This is a genomic window from Enterococcus caccae ATCC BAA-1240 (genome assembly GCF_000407145.1).
Lineage (GTDB): Bacteria > Bacillota > Bacilli > Lactobacillales > Enterococcaceae > Enterococcus_L > Enterococcus_L caccae.
In genome coordinates this window covers 490,357-507,191 of the sequence record NZ_KE136473.1, presented here as the reverse complement: position 1 = coordinate 507,191, position 16,835 = coordinate 490,357, and the positions used below count along the sequence as shown (strand labels likewise).

At 37.5% G+C, this 16,835-nt stretch carries 14 protein-coding genes; 3 read left to right on the top strand and 11 right to left on the bottom strand.

What is annotated here, in order from left to right; genetic code table 11:
* Positions 1-186: 186 nt before the first annotated feature.
* The 6 genes from eno to I580_RS07885 form a co-directional block, all read right to left on the bottom strand.
* A complete protein-coding gene (gene eno / locus I580_RS07910; protein ID WP_010771434.1) occupies positions 187-1,485 on the bottom strand; it encodes a phosphopyruvate hydratase in 1,299 nt (432 codons plus the stop codon).
* A 158-nt stretch (positions 1,486-1,643) separates the two neighbouring features.
* On the bottom strand, positions 1,644-2,399 hold the full coding sequence (gene tpiA, locus I580_RS07905; protein WP_010771433.1) for a triose-phosphate isomerase: 756 nt from the start codon (positions 2,397-2,399) through the stop codon (positions 1,644-1,646).
* 115 nt (positions 2,400-2,514) lie between these two features.
* A complete protein-coding gene (locus tag I580_RS07900) occupies positions 2,515-3,708 on the bottom strand; it encodes a phosphoglycerate kinase (RefSeq protein ID WP_010771432.1) in 1,194 nt (397 codons plus the stop codon).
* A gap of 136 nt (positions 3,709-3,844) precedes the next feature.
* Entirely contained in the window at positions 3,845-4,846 is a 1,002-nt protein-coding gene (gene gap / locus I580_RS07895; RefSeq protein ID WP_010763065.1) for a type I glyceraldehyde-3-phosphate dehydrogenase, read from the bottom strand.
* Between the two features lie 40 nt (positions 4,847-4,886).
* Positions 4,887-5,924, bottom strand: coding sequence for a sugar-binding transcriptional regulator (locus tag I580_RS07890; RefSeq protein ID WP_010771431.1), 1,038 nt, complete (start codon positions 5,922-5,924; stop codon positions 4,887-4,889).
* Between the two features lie 459 nt (positions 5,925-6,383).
* Positions 6,384-7,259 (bottom strand): YitT family protein, encoded by an 876-nt coding sequence (locus tag I580_RS07885; protein ID WP_010771430.1) that lies wholly within the window; start codon positions 7,257-7,259, stop codon positions 6,384-6,386.
* 231 nt (positions 7,260-7,490) lie between these two features.
* On the opposite strand from I580_RS07885, the gene I580_RS07880 reads away from it, so the two are divergent.
* On the top strand, positions 7,491-8,945 hold the full coding sequence (locus I580_RS07880) for a glycoside hydrolase family 1 protein (RefSeq protein WP_010771429.1): 1,455 nt from the start codon (positions 7,491-7,493) through the stop codon (positions 8,943-8,945).
* Positions 8,945-10,288 carry a PTS sugar transporter subunit IIC gene (locus tag I580_RS07875; protein ID WP_010771428.1) on the top strand — a complete coding sequence of 448 codons (1,344 nt, stop codon included), beginning with the start codon at positions 8,945-8,947 and terminating at the stop codon, positions 10,286-10,288. The genes I580_RS07880 and I580_RS07875 overlap by 1 nt, the downstream gene beginning before the upstream one ends.
* A 21-nt stretch (positions 10,289-10,309) precedes the next feature.
* On the opposite strand, the gene I580_RS07870 is transcribed toward I580_RS07875, so the two are convergent.
* Both I580_RS07870 and I580_RS07865 read right to left on the bottom strand, forming a co-directional pair.
* Positions 10,310-11,101: an ankyrin repeat domain-containing protein gene (locus I580_RS07870; RefSeq protein ID WP_010771427.1), complete on the bottom strand. Its 792-nt coding sequence runs from the start codon at positions 11,099-11,101 to the stop codon at positions 10,310-10,312.
* Between the two features lie 90 nt (positions 11,102-11,191).
* Positions 11,192-11,926: a MurR/RpiR family transcriptional regulator gene (locus I580_RS07865; RefSeq protein ID WP_010771426.1), complete on the bottom strand. Its 735-nt coding sequence runs from the start codon at positions 11,924-11,926 to the stop codon at positions 11,192-11,194.
* Between the two features lie 112 nt (positions 11,927-12,038).
* Here I580_RS07865 and I580_RS07860 point away from each other — a divergent pair, with 112 nt between their 5' ends.
* Positions 12,039-12,938, top strand: a complete 900-nt coding sequence (locus I580_RS07860) for an ROK family protein (RefSeq protein ID WP_010771425.1) — start codon at positions 12,039-12,041, stop codon at positions 12,936-12,938.
* Positions 12,939-12,999: 61 nt separating this feature from the next.
* Here I580_RS07860 and I580_RS07855 read toward each other — a convergent pair whose 3' ends face one another.
* From I580_RS07855 to aspS, 3 genes are all read right to left on the bottom strand, one after another.
* Positions 13,000-13,860, bottom strand: coding sequence for a hypothetical protein (locus tag I580_RS07855; protein WP_010771424.1), 861 nt, complete (start codon positions 13,858-13,860; stop codon positions 13,000-13,002).
* The gene (locus I580_RS07850) at positions 13,850-14,773 is read right to left on the bottom strand and encodes a WD40/YVTN/BNR-like repeat-containing protein (protein ID WP_010771423.1); all 924 of its coding nucleotides are present in this window, start codon (positions 14,771-14,773) and stop codon (positions 13,850-13,852) included. The genes I580_RS07855 and I580_RS07850 overlap by 11 nt, the downstream gene beginning before the upstream one ends.
* Positions 14,774-15,057: 284 nt before the next feature.
* Positions 15,058-16,827 carry an aspartate--tRNA ligase gene (gene aspS / locus I580_RS07840; RefSeq protein ID WP_010771422.1) on the bottom strand — a complete coding sequence of 590 codons (1,770 nt, stop codon included), beginning with the start codon at positions 16,825-16,827 and terminating at the stop codon, positions 15,058-15,060.
* Positions 16,828-16,835 lie beyond the last annotated feature (8 nt).

Here is a 16,835-nt window from a genome sequence, read left to right as displayed (position 1 = left end):
TCTCCTCTCTTTGTTTCAATTAATTCTAATTTTATCACTATAAAGAAAAAATACAACTCTTAACAGTGGAAAAAAATTACAAAAAAAACTCCTCTTGTCTTCACAAGAGGAGTTTTTTACGTATGAGTGTATAAGGAGAAAAGATTCAAAATCAGTTGTCCCTTTTTGCTTTATAGTCAACTAAAATTATTTGTTTTTTAAGTTGTAGAAAGATTTCAAACCTTTGTATTCAGCAACTTCGCCTAATTGGTCTTCAATTCTTAATAATTGGTTGTATTTAGCAATACGGTCTGTACGTGATAGAGAACCAGTTTTGATTTGACCAGCGTTTGTTGCAACAGCGATATCAGAGATTGTTGAATCTTCTGTTTCACCTGAACGGTGAGATACAACTGCAGTGTAGCCAGCTTCTTTAGCCATTTCGATTGCTTCGAATGTTTCAGTTAAAGTACCGATTTGGTTCACTTTGATAAGGATTGAGTTAGCGATTCCTTTTTCAATACCTTCAGCTAATTTAGTTGTGTTTGTAACGAATAAATCGTCACCAACTAATTGAACTTTGTCGCCTAAAGCAACTGTTAATTTTTTGAAACCATCCCAGTCATTTTCATCTAATCCATCTTCGATTGAGATGATTGGGTATTTCGCACATAATTCTTCGTAGAATGCGATCATTTCTTCCGTTGTTTTTTCGCCTTCGCCTGAATCAGCTAAAACGTAAACACCTTTTTCTTTGTCGTAGAATTCAGAAGAAGCAGCATCCATAGCAAGAACGATATCTTTACCAGGTACATAGCCAGCTTTTTCGATTGCTTCGATGATTACTTCAAAACCTTCTTCGTTTGAACCAAGGTTAGGAGCGAAACCACCTTCGTCACCTACAGAAGTAGCTAAGCCACGAGCTTTTAAGATTCCAGCTAATGCGTGGAATACTTCAGCACCATAACGTAAAGCTTCTTTGAATGTAGGAGCGCCTACAGGCATGATCATGAATTCTTGGAAGTCGATACTGTTATCAGCATGAGATCCGCCATTGATGATGTTCATCATTGGTGTTGGCAATACTTTTGTATTGAATCCGCCTAAGTAGTGGTATAAAGGTACTTCTAGGTAATCAGCAGCAGCACGGGCTACAGCGATTGAAACACCAAGAATAGCGTTTGCGCCTAATTTACCTTTGTTAGGAGTTCCATCTAAATCGATCATTGCTTTATCAATTGCCATTTGGTCACGTACATCGTAGCCAATGATAGCTTCAGCGATGATGTTATTCACGTTGTCAACTGCTTTAACAACCCCTTTACCTAAGTAACGAGCTTTGTCACCATCACGTAATTCAACGGCTTCGTATTCACCAGTTGAAGCGCCAGATGGAACCATTCCACGACCAAAAGCACCGCTTTCAGTGTATACTTCTACTTCGATTGTTGGGTTACCGCGTGAGTCTAAGACTTCGCGTGCGTAAACATCAGTAATAATTGACATGTTTTGTCTCTCCTTTGAGTTTGTTTTATACTAAGGGGATTCGATTCCCTTAATTATGATTGTAGTGAATAAACGCGTGCTATGCAAACATTTTTTGCATAATTCATAGATTATTCAATGATTTTTCTATTTATTGCGTATATTGTTATAAGCGTGTCTTATTTAACAGCTTCTAACAAGGCTAAGAATGAATCTGCTTCAAGGCTTGCTCCACCGACTAAAGCTCCATCAACGTTTTCTTTCGCCATATATTCAGCAATGTTTTCAGGTTTTACAGAACCGCCGTATTGGATACGTACAGCATCTGATACTTCTTTACCGTATAATTTTTCTACAGTTGAACGTACAACGCCGCAGATTTCATCCGCAATATTCGCATCAGCAGATTTACCAGTTCCGATGGCCCAGATTGGTTCATAAGCAATAACCATTGAAGATACTTGCTCATTTGATAAACCAACTAAACCGTTTGTGATTTGACCTTCGATCCACTCAGCAGTTTTGCCTGCTTCGTATGTTTCTAAAGATTCGCCACAACAGAAGATTGGTGTCATGTTGTTTGCAAAGATTGCTTTGGCTTTTTTGTTGATGTCTTCATCTGTTTCGTGGAAGTACTCACGACGCTCAGAGTGACCAATGATCACATATTGAACACCTAAATCCGCAATAGCAGCAGGTGAGTTTTCACCAGTGAATGCGCCTGAGTTTTCCCAGTAGCAGTTTTGTGCAGATAATTGAACGTCAGAATCTTTAAGATTCCAAGCAAGTGGTGCTAAGAATAATGCTGGAGATCCGATTACTGAATCAACGACATCTTTTGATGGAACAGCATTTTTTACTGCTTCAGCAAAGCTTTGCGCTTCTGCTAAAGTTTTGTTCATTTTCCAGTTACCAGCGATGATTGGTTTACGCATGGAGAAGCACATCCTTTTCTTATTATGGTATGGATTGATTAAACGGTGTTCGAAAGGCAAATTTTCGGTAATTCTCCTTACCTACTCAAGTTTAAACGCCTTTTTCACAACCTCTTTATTTATCGTTAATTGCCGCTAATCCTGGTAATTCTTTACCTTCTAATAATTCTAAGCTTGCGCCCCCACCAGTTGAGATGTGAGTGAATTTGTCAGCAAAGCCTAATTGGATTGCAGCTGCAGCAGAGTCTCCACCACCAATGATTGTTGTTGCATCTTCTAAGTTAGCAATTGCTTCACATACACCGATTGTACCGTTAGCAAAGTTACTCATTTCAAATACACCCATTGGTCCGTTCCAGACAACTGTTTTAGCGCCTGCTAGCTCTTTAGAGAATAATTCGATTGATTTAGGTCCAATATCTAAGCCCATGTAGCCTTCTGGTACAGCTTCGCCATCAGTGATAACTGTTTCAACATCATTGCTGAATTCATTAGCACATACTGAATCGATTGGTAATACTAGTTTGTCACCAGCTTTTTCGATCAATTCTTTTGCTAAAGCAACTTTATCTTCTTCAACAAGTGAGTTACCGATTTCGATCCCTTTTGCTTTGTAGAATGTGTAAGTCATTCCGCCACCGATAAGGATTTTATCTGCTTTAGAAATCAAGTTTTCGATAACACCGATTTTGTCAGAAACTTTTGCGCCACCTAAGATAGCTACAAAAGGACGTTTTGGTGCAGTTACTGCTTCACCGACGAATTTGATCTCTTTTTCCATTAAGAATCCAGCAACCGTTGGAATCCCAGTTGAAGCAATTCCTACATTAGAAGCGTGCGCACGGTGAGCCGTACCAAATGCATCATTCACAAATACATCGCCTAAAGAAGCCCAGTATTTACCTAATTCAGCGTCATTTCCGCTTTCTTTTTTACCATCGATATCTTCAAAACGAGTGTTTTCAAACACTAAAACGTCGCCGTCTTTCATGTTGTTAACAGCTGTTTCTAATTCAGTACCGCGAGTTTCAGGAACGAAAGTTACAGGTTTGCCCAATAATTCGCCTAAACGCTCAGCAACTGGTTTTAATGATTTGCCAGCTTTATCTTCTTCTGTTTTCACACGACCTAAGTGAGAGAATAAAATTGCTTTCCCACCATTGTCGATTACGTATTTGATTGTTGGAAGTGCCGCTACGATACGATTATCGTTCGTAATCACGCCATCTTTCAAAGGCACGTTAAAGTCAACACGTACAAGAACTTTTTTGTCTTTTAAGTCTACATCTTTGATAGTCTTTTTAGCCATTAAAAGTTACCCCTATCTATTTTTGATTTTGAAAAGAATGGTTTTTCTTAAACTTATAAAAAAAGCAGGGAAGCGCGTTGCTTCCCCGCTTATTATTTCACAATTGTTCAAATTTCACTACTGATAAGACTGAATCTTATAAGTTAGCGAAGTACTCTAAAGTACGAACTAATTGTGCAGTATAAGACATTTCGTTGTCATACCAAGCAACAGTTTTCACTAATTGTTTGTCGCCAACAGTCATTACTTTAGTTTGAGTAGCATCGAATAATGAACCGAAAGTCATACCTACGATATCAGAAGATACGATTTGATCTTCGTTGTATCCGTAAGATTCGTTAGCAGCTTTAGCCATCACTTCGTTTACTTCTTCAACTGTTACGTTTTTGTCAAGAACTGTTACTAATTCAGTTAATGAACCAGTTGCTACAGGAACACGTTGAGCAGCTCCGTCTAATTTACCATTTAATTCAGGGATAACTAGACCGATTGCTTTAGCAGCACCAGTAGTGTTAGGTACGATGTTTTCTGCTGCAGCGCGTGCACGACGGAAGTCTCCACCAGGGTGAGGTCCATCAAGAGTCATTTGGTCACCTGTGTAAGCGTGGATTGTAGTCATAAGACCTTCAACAACACCAAAGTTATCTTGTAAAGCTTTAGCCATAGGAGCTAAACAGTTAGTCGTACATGAAGCACCTGAGATAACTGTTTCTTTACCTGTTAAGATATCGTGGTTAGTGTTATAAACGATTGTTGGTACGTCATTTCCGCCTGGAGCAGAGATAACAACACGTTTAGCACCAGCTTTTAAGTGTAATTCAGCTTTTTCTTTTGAAGTGAAGAATCCAGTACATTCAAGAACGATATCTACGCCTAATTCGCCCCATGGTAATTCTTCTGGGTTGCGGTTAGCAAGAACTTTAACTTCTTTACCGTTAACGTTGAAAGATCCATCATGAACTTCAACAGTTCCGTTGAAACGTCCTTGAGTTGTGTCATATTTTAACAAGTGAGCTAACATTTTAGCATCTGTTAAATCGTTGATTGCTACTACTTCGATTCCTGCTACATCTTGGATACGACGGAATGCTAAGCGTCCGATACGTCCAAATCCATTAATACCTACTTTAACTGTCATTAAAGATTTCCTCCTTATGAAAATCAAAAATTTTTTTATTTTAAAGGGTTGCCCCTTTTAAAATCTCATTGGCAGCAGCTTCATCTGTGATGAGCCACGTTTGCTTTGGTGCGTTTTTCATATATGCCCGTATTGCTTTAGCTTTAGTTTTACCGCCAGCAATTGCAACGACATTCGGAATTTTTTGTACATCCTTTAACTGAAGTCCGATTCGAGGGATTTTGTAGACTACTTCGCCCTCTTCATCAAAGAAATAGCCGAAAGATTCTGCTACAGCGTTGTTTTGCTTTAGCATAACCATCTCTTCATCTGACATTTTTCGACGTGCTGCCATATGCAATGCACGACCGATACTATGAACAACACAATTACTTTGCTCAATCAGTGACAAAACTTCTTGAATCGACGGTTCTTGCAATAGTGAATTATACGTTTCAAGACTTAATTGCTCTGGAACATATAACGCTCTGTGATGTCCACCCGTTTTACTAGCCATCACTGCACTTACCGAGTTAGCTTGAACGGTCATTGCTTCACCGATTCCACCACGAGCGGGAACAAATAGATTGTGTCGTTTTTCTGTTTCTAACGACCCCATATGTTCTGCAGTCATCGCCATTGTCGTTCCGCCCATCACGGCGATAATATTCTCACCTTCAGGTAAAATCAAATCCAATGAATCGGTTAAAATATCTCCAAATTCATAAAGAACTTTTTCCTGATTGTCACTATTACCAGCAACAACAATACAACGTTTGATTCCAAAGTATTGGCTGATTTCCTTTTCGACTTGATGCATGCCAAGCAATTGATTCATAACTGTTTCTAATCCTTGGTAGACTTCTAAGCCTTTTTCAGTTAAGGTCATTCCACTTTTTGAAGTTTCTATCAGTTGTAGGTTCTTCAGAAAATCTGTCTCCGTTCTCAAGACTCGTTCTGTAACCCCCATACTATCTGATAAACTCCGACGTCCAATAGGTTGCATCCAGTAAATATTACGAAGAATATGAAATCTTTCTTGCATTACATCGAGCAAATCTGGAGCAACTGCTTCAATCATTTTTAATTCATTTAGCATGATGCGCTCCTTCGTTGGTCTGAAAACGTCCAAGTTAGACTTAAAACGACCTATGAACTTTAAAAAAATAGGATTGACGTTCTTCTTTTTCATTGTTAAGTTCTTTAACAGTCATAAAAGCGTCCCTCAATCTTACAAACATAGTTTAACAGTTTTCACTTCTCTTTTCAAGAAAAAGAGATTATTTTTTTGAAATCACTGTTTTATTCTTTGAGAACATTTACACTTTACTGATTTACGTGAAAGCATCGTTCATACCTGCGTATCACTCTAATAGAGGGGGAGAAAAACACCTAGCTCCAATAACTAAAAGGTTCTATGCAGCATCAACCCGTACCTCGTTGTGTGTCACAGCAATTTCAGCTTAGTTCTAAAGGGATAGCTTCGCTCCCACCGTCTATCCAGATTCCATGTGAGTGGGACATAACGATTCGAGTCATATCCCACTCACTTCCTTTTTTATAGATCCTCTTCATAAAAACGACCAAGTATTTTGACATTATCTGAAATACTTACAAACGCTGATGGGTCTGATTCTTTCATGGCAGCTTCTAAAGCTGGTAACTCAAAACGCGTCACAACAGTTAAAAGTAGTGTCTGTTTATCGTGGCGATAAGCGCCTTCTGCTTCATGGATAATCGTAATCCCACGTCTCATCTTTTGTTGAATCCCGTCTATTACAGCATCTGGATTCTTTGTGATGATCATGACTTGCATTTTCTTTTGCTTCGTGTAAACGGCATCCGTTACTTTTCCACTCACAAAAATGGATAAGGCACTGTAAAACATGTACTGCCAGCCAAACAAATAGCCTGCAACAAAAATGATCAAGCCATTAAAATACATAGAAATCGAACCCACAGAGCGTCCTGTTTTCTTACGGATCGTAATACTAAAAATATCTAATCCACCTGAGGATAATCCATTTTTCAAAGCAAAGCCAATTCCAGAACCCATGACTGCTCCACCGAAGATCGCACAAATTATCGGATCGTTAGAAAGAGTCGTTTGCGGCACGATTTGCATAAAAATTGATGTTAATGTCACGGTTAAAAAAGTAAACACCGTAAATTTTTTTCCAATTTTAAGCCAAGCGACAAAAAACAATGGAATATTCAGCACATATAAGGTGATCGACACAGGTATTTTAACCCCTACAATCTTTGTTGATAAAGTCGTCAAAATTTGTGCCAATCCAGTGATCCCACTGGAATAAATATTGCCTGGTTGATAAAAGAAGTTCATCGCTACAGATGCTAAGATCGCATAAACGATCGCTACAGAAAGTTTTGTCGTGTAATCATGGACAGGTAAACTTTCAAAGAATTTTTTCATGTGGAAATAGCCTCGCTTTACTTGATTCATTTGATTCTCATTATACGTGCTTTGGGGTAAGAAAAAAAGCACAATCGCTTAAATAGAAGAAAAGTATTGCTATTTTTTCATTTTAATTTGTGCATTTCATAATCTTGCAACACGTTGCACACTAAAGAAAAACGCTTACATTTGTTAACTACTTCCATTATTATCGAATTAGACAAAATAATATTGAAATGAGGAATGATTATGCGTCACTCAGAATTAGATTCGTTTCCTAAACATTTTTTATGGGGTAGTGCTTCTGCTGCTTATCAAGTCGAAGGAGCGTATCAAGATAATGGAAAAGGGCTTTCTGTTTGGGATACTTTTGTCAAACAGCCTGGCACAACCTTTAAAAATACCAATGGAGATGTTGCGGTAGATCACTACCATCGGGTTAAAGAAGATGTTGCCTTAATGGCAGAACTTGGATTAAAAGCTTATCGTTTTTCTATTGCTTGGTCACGTATTTTTCCAAACGGTAACGGCGACCTCAATCAAGCAGGTCTCGATTTTTACAATCAGCTGATCGATGAGCTTTTGAAATACAGCATTGAACCGATCGTAACAATTTACCATTGGGATCTTCCCCAAGCTTTGCAAGATGAATACGGCGGTTGGGAATCTCGTCAAATTATTGAAGATTTTACCAATTATGCCAAGGTATTATTTGATGCCTTTTCTGATCGAGTAAACTATTGGATAAGTTTGAATGAACAGAATGTTTTTATCACTCACGGCTATCTACTTGGCACTCATCCACCGGCAGTTCATGATGTTAAACGAATGTTTGCGGCCAATCATATTGCCAATCTTGCTAATGCGTCTGTGATCAAAGCGTTTAAAAAAGGTGGTTATAAAGGACAGATCGGCCCAAGTTTCAATTATGGTCCTGCTTATGCTTTTGATAGTAATCCACTGAATGTCTTAGCTAAAATTGATACGGAAGAACTGATGGGATTTTTCTGGCTAGATGTTTATGCAACTGGCAAATATCCAAGAACCGTTATCAAGCAATTAGAAAAATTACAGCTAGCGCCCGTTACTACCGAAGCCGACCAAGAATTGTTAGCATGCGGTATACCAGATTTCATCGGTTTAAATTATTATCAAACCGCAACGGTCAAAGCTAGTACCACAGATTTCTTCTCAGGAGAAATGAAAATGAACAACTCTGGTAAAAAAGGAACCAGTACAGAAATGGAAATTCCTAGAGTGAGCAAATTTGTCAAAAATCCTTATCTAGAACAAACAAATTGGGATTGGACGATTGATCCTATCGGCATTCGAGTAGCGTTAAGAACGATCGAAAGTCGTTATCAGTTACCTGTTCTGATCACAGAAAACGGCTTAGGAGAATATGATAAATTAGAAAACGGCGAAATCCACGATCCTTACCGTATCGAATACTTACAAAAACATTTACATGAGATCCAAGAAGCAATCACAGACGGTGTTCAAGTGTTAGGCTATTGCACTTGGAGTTTTACTGATCTACTTAGTTGGTTGAATGGCTATCAAAAACGCTATGGCTTTGTCTACATTGACCGAGATGAAACTTCTGAACGTACTTTAAATCGTTATAAAAAAGATAGTTTTTATTGGTATCAAAAAGTGATTGAAACAAACGGTGAGCATTTAAACGAAATGGGGAATAAATAATGGAAGCTTTAGAAAAATTTCTGAATAAATTTATTGGTCCGGTTGCTCAAAAAATGAATAATAGTAAATTTTTCAGTGCATTGGCCGAAGCATTTATGCGGACAACACCGATTACGTTAGGTGTCGCTTTGCTCATGATCGTTGGGAACTTTCCGATTCCTCAATGGATCGAATTTTTAGCTAAAACTGGTATGACCGCACACTTCAATGCAGCTTTGGGTGCTACGATCAACTTACTTTCAGTTTATGTAACATTTAACTTTGCTTATATTTATTCTAAAAAAGAAGGACACGATCCACTGCCAGCTGGACTTTTAGCAATTGGTTCATTTTTCATCTTAATGCCACAAATGATTCAAACCTATACATTGGAAAAAAGCGTTACAGAGTTTCCTGCTCAAACGGTTGTCACAGCAAGCAATAATGTGGAAGCTTTTGCAAGTCAATATACAGGTGGTACTGGTTTATTTGTTGCAATCATCGTTGGCTATTTTACCGCTGTTTTATATGGATTTTTGATCAGAAAAAATCTAACGATCAAAATGCCTGATACAGTTCCTTCAAATGTTTCTGAATCATTAAGTCCTGCCATTTTATCTGGTGTTATTTTAGCCGTTTTTTTCATTGTGAGAATAATTTTCTCATTTACACCATTTGACAATATTTTTGCTTTTATTACAACCTTGATTCAAGCACCACTACAATCCTTGACTGGCTCTCCTATTGCTATCATTCTTATTTTTACGTTAGCAAATATGCTATGGTTTTTCGGGATTCATCCAAACATGGTATATGGTGTCGTAATGCCAGTTATGACCGCAAACATGCTGGCAAATATGACAGCCTATCAGCAACACCAAGAACTACCGTATCTTGCGATGGCTGTTGTTTCTTATGTTTGCGGAAATGCTTTTGGGGGTCAAGGAAGTACCTACGGCTTAGTGATTTCCATGTTTACTGCAAAATCTGAACGCTATAAATCGTTATTTAAATTAGCAGGTCCGCCAGTTCTCTTTAACGTAAATGAACCGTTGATTTTCGGTATGCCGCTGATGCTCAACCCATTCTTCTTTGTGCCAATGGTCGCTTCTCCTTTATTAATGGGCGGCATTGCTTGGGGCATGTTATCGGTTTTAGATTTTTCTAAATACAATCCATTGATTGCTCTGCCTTGGACAACACCAGCACCAATCGCGATGGCCTTAAAAGGTGGATTTAATTACCTGTTGATCTTTATTGTTTTATTGATTGTGAATGTACTTGTTTGGTATCCATTCTTTAAAATGGCTGACAAAAAAGAGTATCTGTTAGAACAAGAAAACGCAAAAACAGCAGAGGTTTAATCCTCTGCTGTTTGGCCATTATTAATAAGCGTTAAGTGTATGCAACATTTCAGAATAACCTAAACTTCTAGCATAATCTTCAGCTGTTCGTCCAGTATTGTCTTTCAATGTCTTATCTGCGCCGCCTTCTAACAGAACTTTGACGATTTGTTGATAGATTTCAGATCCATCTCTTAATGCAACTGCTTCAATCAAAGCGGTATAGCCATAATTATTTTGATGATCGATAGCTACTCTTCCATCTTTTAATAGCAGTTTAACATTTTCAAGATGGCCTTTTTCAGCAGCTGGAATCAAGGCGTTACCGCCAAAGCGATTCACTTTTTGCTGATCTGGTACTTGTTTTTCTAGCATATAAGCCAAAATTTCTGTTTTTCCTTGGGCTCCAGCATAAAGATATGGACTATCCGAAATGTGATCTTGTAGATTAATATCAGCACCTGCATCAATCAGTTGTTTGGCGATTTCGATAAAGTTTTCATGTGTTGATATGAGTAGTGGGGATTCGCCTTTAGCATTCACTTCATCAATTGGATAATGTTTATCTTGAAGTATTGTTTTTACTTTTTCAAAATCATTGTCCGTCACAGCTTGAATCAGTGTTCCTGCTGGAAAGGTTTGATTAACTTGTTGTGTACTATTCGTTGAAACTGTTCCTGATTCATTTGTTTGACTTGTACTACTTTTTTCAGTTGTCATACTTGTACTCCCCTTTACCGATTGTTTTGTATCAGCTGTTTTAGGTTGGCACGCCGAAAAAATAATTAAAGTAAATAACACAACTGATACCTTTTTGAAAAACATTTTAGTCATAGTGCTCCTCCTTTAACTACGTTTACAGTTAGTATAAAGGATAAATATAAACAAATTATAAACGTTACCCGCTAAGTGGACGATGAACTATTATTTCTTGTTAAAACAAAAAGCCACCAAATATTCAATTAAAGCCACTGTTGGTATCTGAGAGGATAAATCAAAATTATATGGCAACCGTTGATTCTCAATATAATATGGAATATTGATTGTTGACAGTCTGGCTAAGGTATTATCATGGGTATTGGTGATGCTGATAATTTGGTTGCTGCTAGATTTTAAAAGTTGAACCATCTCAATAATTTCTGTCGTTTCACCTGAACTAGAGAAAATGATCATGATACTATTGTCCTCTTTCATTTGAGTAGAAAGAAACGGTGCGTATGGTTCATTCGAATACATCGCTTTAAAACCAATTGTGTTAAACTTTCGAGCTGCGTAATTAGCCATAATTCCAGATGAACCCATACCTACGCAGTAAATAAAACTTGCTTGTTTTAGTAAACTACTCACTGTTTCTACCTGCTCAAGTACATCTTCAGCAAACACTTGATTCACAAAGATTTGCTCAAGTGAAATCGTATCGGTCATCCCCTTACCAGCGAGTTGACTCACTTCATTTTTGACATAGCGCTGAAAATCGTGATAAGAATCAAAACCACATTTTCTTACAAAGCGTGTCACAGTTGAAGGAGAACATGGAATTTGAACAGCAATTTCTCGAGCAGAAAGTGTAAAAACAGTTTCTAGATTTCTAAAAATATAATTTTGCAGCACTTCATCAGCATCAGAAAACTGTTTGACTGAAGATATTTTTTCTAGCATTAGCTTAACCTACTTATGTTAAAATTTATGTGTCCATTATAATAGAGCCATTAGTATAAGTAAAGTAACCGAATTCACTATGTACATTCAAACATTTTGGAGGTAGAATCAAATGAAAAAAATTCTCGTTTTAGATATAGGCGGTACATTTATTAAATATGGATTGATGACTAGCGGAAAACTAGAACATGTTCAAAAGCAAGTAACACCTAAAACAAGTGATGCTTTTGAAAAATGTTTAAAACAGATACTCAATGAATTAGTAGAACCTATTGATGGGGTTTCTATTTCCATGCCTGGAATCATCAATGCGGATACCGGTTTTGCTATCCATGGCGGTTCACTTGAGTTTATCAGACAACTGGATATACTTGAATTTTACAAGTCTATCTTTCATTGTCCTGTTGCGGTAGAAAATGATGCGAGATGCGCTATTATTGGCGAAATGAGGTTAGGTCAGCTACAAGGTGTAAACAACGCTATTATGATTGTACTCGGTACTGGTGTTGGCGGTGGTTTACTTATCAATGGTCAAATAGTTAGAGGAGCGCATCAATCTGCTGGTGAATTATCATTAGTCCAAACAAATTCATCCATGACGATGACGGATTTTTTCGCTGTAAAAAATAGTGTTTATAGCTTATTAAAACCGTTTGCTAAATCAATCAATAAAAAAACAGGTGAAGTGAGCGGTGAACTTTTTTTTGAAGCTGTAAAAGCAGGGAATCAGGTTGCAGATCGTATTTTACATGACTATTGCGATTCTTTAGCCATTCAGATCTGGAATCTTCAAACGATTCTAGATCCAGAACAAATTGTTATCGGTGGCGGTATCAGCAGTCAACCTATTTTACTAGATTATTTAAAACAAGATTTACAAAAAATTCTGGATGGTCTTGCTATGAGTCCCCTTACTAAAATCATCTCGCCTTCTGTGGTTTTAAGTTCGTTAGGAAATGATGCAAATTTGATTGGTGCTTATTTTAATTTTGTACAAAGGTATGACCATTAACTGGAATAAACCAAAAAAAAATGGGGGTACTGTCTAGCGACAGTATCCCCATTTTTTCATTTTATTGTTGAAAATACAACTCTATTTTTTGTGGATCCTCAAGCCCAGCTTTTAATAGAATGATTTTTGTCTGAGCATTCTTAACTAGTTCTCCTTGATCGTTATACTCATTTTCTGAGTTTAAACTAATCGACCATTTAGCATTTTTATCATCGTTTAAAGCTAAGGCAGTAGTGCCAAATTGCTTGGCTTGCTCGAATGGATATTCTTCTACTTCCCCGTCCGCTTTGATCACAACTCCTGTTGCCCCACTAGATGTTAGACTGGTCTTTCCATCTTTTGATACCCAAGAACCTGTCAAATTTGATAAAACATATGAATAGGCTATTTTTCGACCACCATATGTTCCAATATATTGATGTAATGCTTGGTCTTTTGAACGATACACCAAAACACAGGTTTCATTCGTTAGCCAAGTTAGTTGATAGTCAGTGATCTCCCCAACTGGTAATTTTTCTTTTAAGCGTGCAACTATCAGATAATAATTATTGAAATAGTACAAGGCATGGTCGTTACTTGTTTCCTTCACTAAAAAAACCTGTTTTGCATCTGGTGAAAGACTCATAATTGTTTTTTCTTTTGGCTTTACCAAACCAAACAAAATGCTTACCACGATGATCACGCCGATCTCAATCCAAATTATCTGAATTTTTCTTTTCTTATCCAGATCAATCAAACATAGGACAGTCAAGCCTAAAAACAAGAAACTACCTATTATTGCAACGAAAAGAAGCCAATCACTAATTAAATCAAATCCTTTAGAAGAAATAACCATAAATCCACCTAAAAACAGCAGACATAGAATCATCAAAATCAAAAATATGATCCCACTAACTTTTTTTATCGTTTTCTTATTCCTCATCTGCCTCTACCTCACGATCAAAAACCCAATTTTCACCATTATCTTTTGAAATAAATTTTCCTTTTACTAAGCCACCTCTGTAGTCCCCAACTTCTCCTTGATTCAGTAAAAGTTCTAGTTGGTCCCCAGTTTTAGATGGCATTTCAGCCACTAAAAAAATAGCTTTATACTCTTCCGGCACCTGAATCGTCGCAGCTTGCCAGCTAACCCCACCATCTTTTGTGACTTGTAGATTAGGTGCTGCTCCGAAAGACAAAAAGCCTATATTTTCATCAACAAAACCACCATCTTGAACCAATGATGTTTGATTGGTACTTGCCGTTTCCTCCCAAGTTTTCCCACCATCGTGTGTCAAATATGCTATCGTTCCTTCTTGACGAGCAACTCGACCACCAGAGTAAATCACATAGCCAAAATCTTTGCTTAGAAAGTCAATTTTTCTAAAACGAATGCCTACATTTTCTTGAGAAATTTCATATTTTTGCCACGTTTTTCCTTGATCCAGCGTTTGCAGGAGCTTTAATCCTAGATTTTCATATAGAAATGAAGTATTTTCTTTTGTTAAATAATAGCTTTTCTCCATCAAGTCATTATCATAAGAAGGCGTGTATTCGCCAAATTGAATCTTTTCTAAGCTTTCAGGAACTTTCACCCAATTCTCACCTGAATCATAGGTAACATATAATGTTTCGCCCTTGACCAATACATCTATTTTATTCTCGACCGTGATTTTGGGTGGTTGTTTTTGTTCTTCTCGATCGCTTTGCTCTGCTTCTTGTATCCCTTTGATTTCCTTATTATACGTTTCAATACTTGTAGGTCTGAATATATATAAAGACAATCCCGAAAAAACCGTTAATACGACAACAATAATCAAAAAAAGTGCATGTTGTTTATTTTTCAGTTTACTCACTCCTTTAACCAATCTCCTAGTTTAAGTATAGAGGAACTATTCTTTTATTGAAAGGGCTATTTTGTGCTTGTGAGATAGGAAAAAGAGGATGGACAGAAGTGTTTAATCCCGAGAACCAAGTAGGTACTGTGCAACATCAACTCATTCCTCGTTGTGTTTTACAGCAATTTCAACTTATTTCCGATAAGATTGCTTCTGATCTCACCGTTTATTCGCATTTAGGGTGTGAAACAAAAGTATTTTTTACTTTTGTCCCACACCCTATTATCTAACTATGTCAACATTTATTCATCTATCGCTGTTACGTCGATATTCAATTCAAATAATTGTAATGGTGAAACCACACTTGGTGCACTTGTCATTGGATCTGCTGCTTTTCCGTTTTTAGGGAAAGCAATTACTTCACGAATATTATTTTCCCCAGCTAACAACATTACTAAACGGTCTAAACCTAACGCAATTCCGCCATGTGGAGGGAAACCATAATCTAAAGCATCTAATAAGAAACCAAATTGTTCTTGCGCTGATTCTTTAGTGAACCCTAATGTTTCGAACATTTTTTCTTGTAACTCACGTTTATGGATACGCAATGAACCGCCACCTAATTCATAACCATTTAAAACGATATCGTATGCTTCAGCATAAACTTTCGCTGGGTCTGTTGAAAGTAATTCAATATCAGATTCTTTAGGTTGCGTGAATGGATGGTGAGCAGAAACATAACGACCTGCTTCTTCATCATATTCAAACAATGGCCAGTCAACGACCCACAAGAAGTTGAATTTAGACTCGTCGATCAAGCCTAATTCTTTCCCTAAACGAGAACGCACGGCACCTAATGCTGCGGCAACGATTTCTGGTTTATCTGCACCAAACATTAAAATGTCACCGACCTCAGCATTCGTTGCTTTGATCAATTCGTCAGAAACCTCTGTTAAAAATTTTGCGATTGGGCCTTTTAGACCATCTTCTTCCACTTTTAACCAAGCTAATCCTTTGGCACCAAATTGGCTTACATAAGTACCTAAGTTATCCATATCTTTTCTTGAATATTTATCTGCAGCACCTTTAGCATTCAGAGCTTTCACATGTCCGCCATTTTCTAGAGCCATTTGGAAAACTTTGAAATCAACATCTTTTACTACATCAGCGATATCGATCAATTCCATATCAAAGCGAGTATCTGGCTTATCACTACCGTAACGAGCCATTGCTTCGTCATAGCTAATACGTGGGAATGGCAGTGTTACTTCAATACCTTTTGTTTCACGCATCACTTTCGCTAACATTTCTTCAGTCATTGTTTGGATTTCTTCAGGTGATAAGAAGGTTGTTTCTAAATCCACTTGAGTAAATTCTGGCTGACGATCGCCACGTAAATCTTCGTCACGGAAACAGCGAACGATTTGGTAATAACGATCAAAACCAGCGTTCATCAATAACTGTTTGAAAATTTGCGGTGATTGCGGTAATGCGTAAAAGTGTCCTGCATGCACACGTGAAGGAACTAAATAGTCACGAGCGCCTTCTGGTGTTGATTTACCAAAATAAGGTGTTTCGATATCGATAAAATCAGTGTCATCTAAATAGTGACGAATCGATTTTGTGATTTCGTGACGTAATTTTAGATTTGCTGTCATTTGCGGACGACGTAAATCTAAATAACGATATTTCATACGAATTTCATCGCCGACATTATTTTCATCTTCGATTAAAAACGGTGGTGTTTTCGCTGTATTCAAAATTGTGATAGCTGTTGCCATCACTTCAAATTCACCAGTTTTCATTTTAGGATTGATGGCTTCTTTATCACGATAAGTCAACTCTCCAGTAATTTCAATCACATACTCACTACGGCATTTATCCGCAATTTCCCACGCTTCTTTTGAATGTGCCGGGTTGAACACAACTTGTGCGATTCCTTCACGGTCACGTAAGTCGATAAAAATAACTCCGCCTAAATCACGACGTTTTTGGACCCATCCTTTTAATGTGATTACCTGACCTACTAAATCTGCTGAGACTTCCCCGCAGTATACTGTTCTTTTTGTCATTAGTCTTT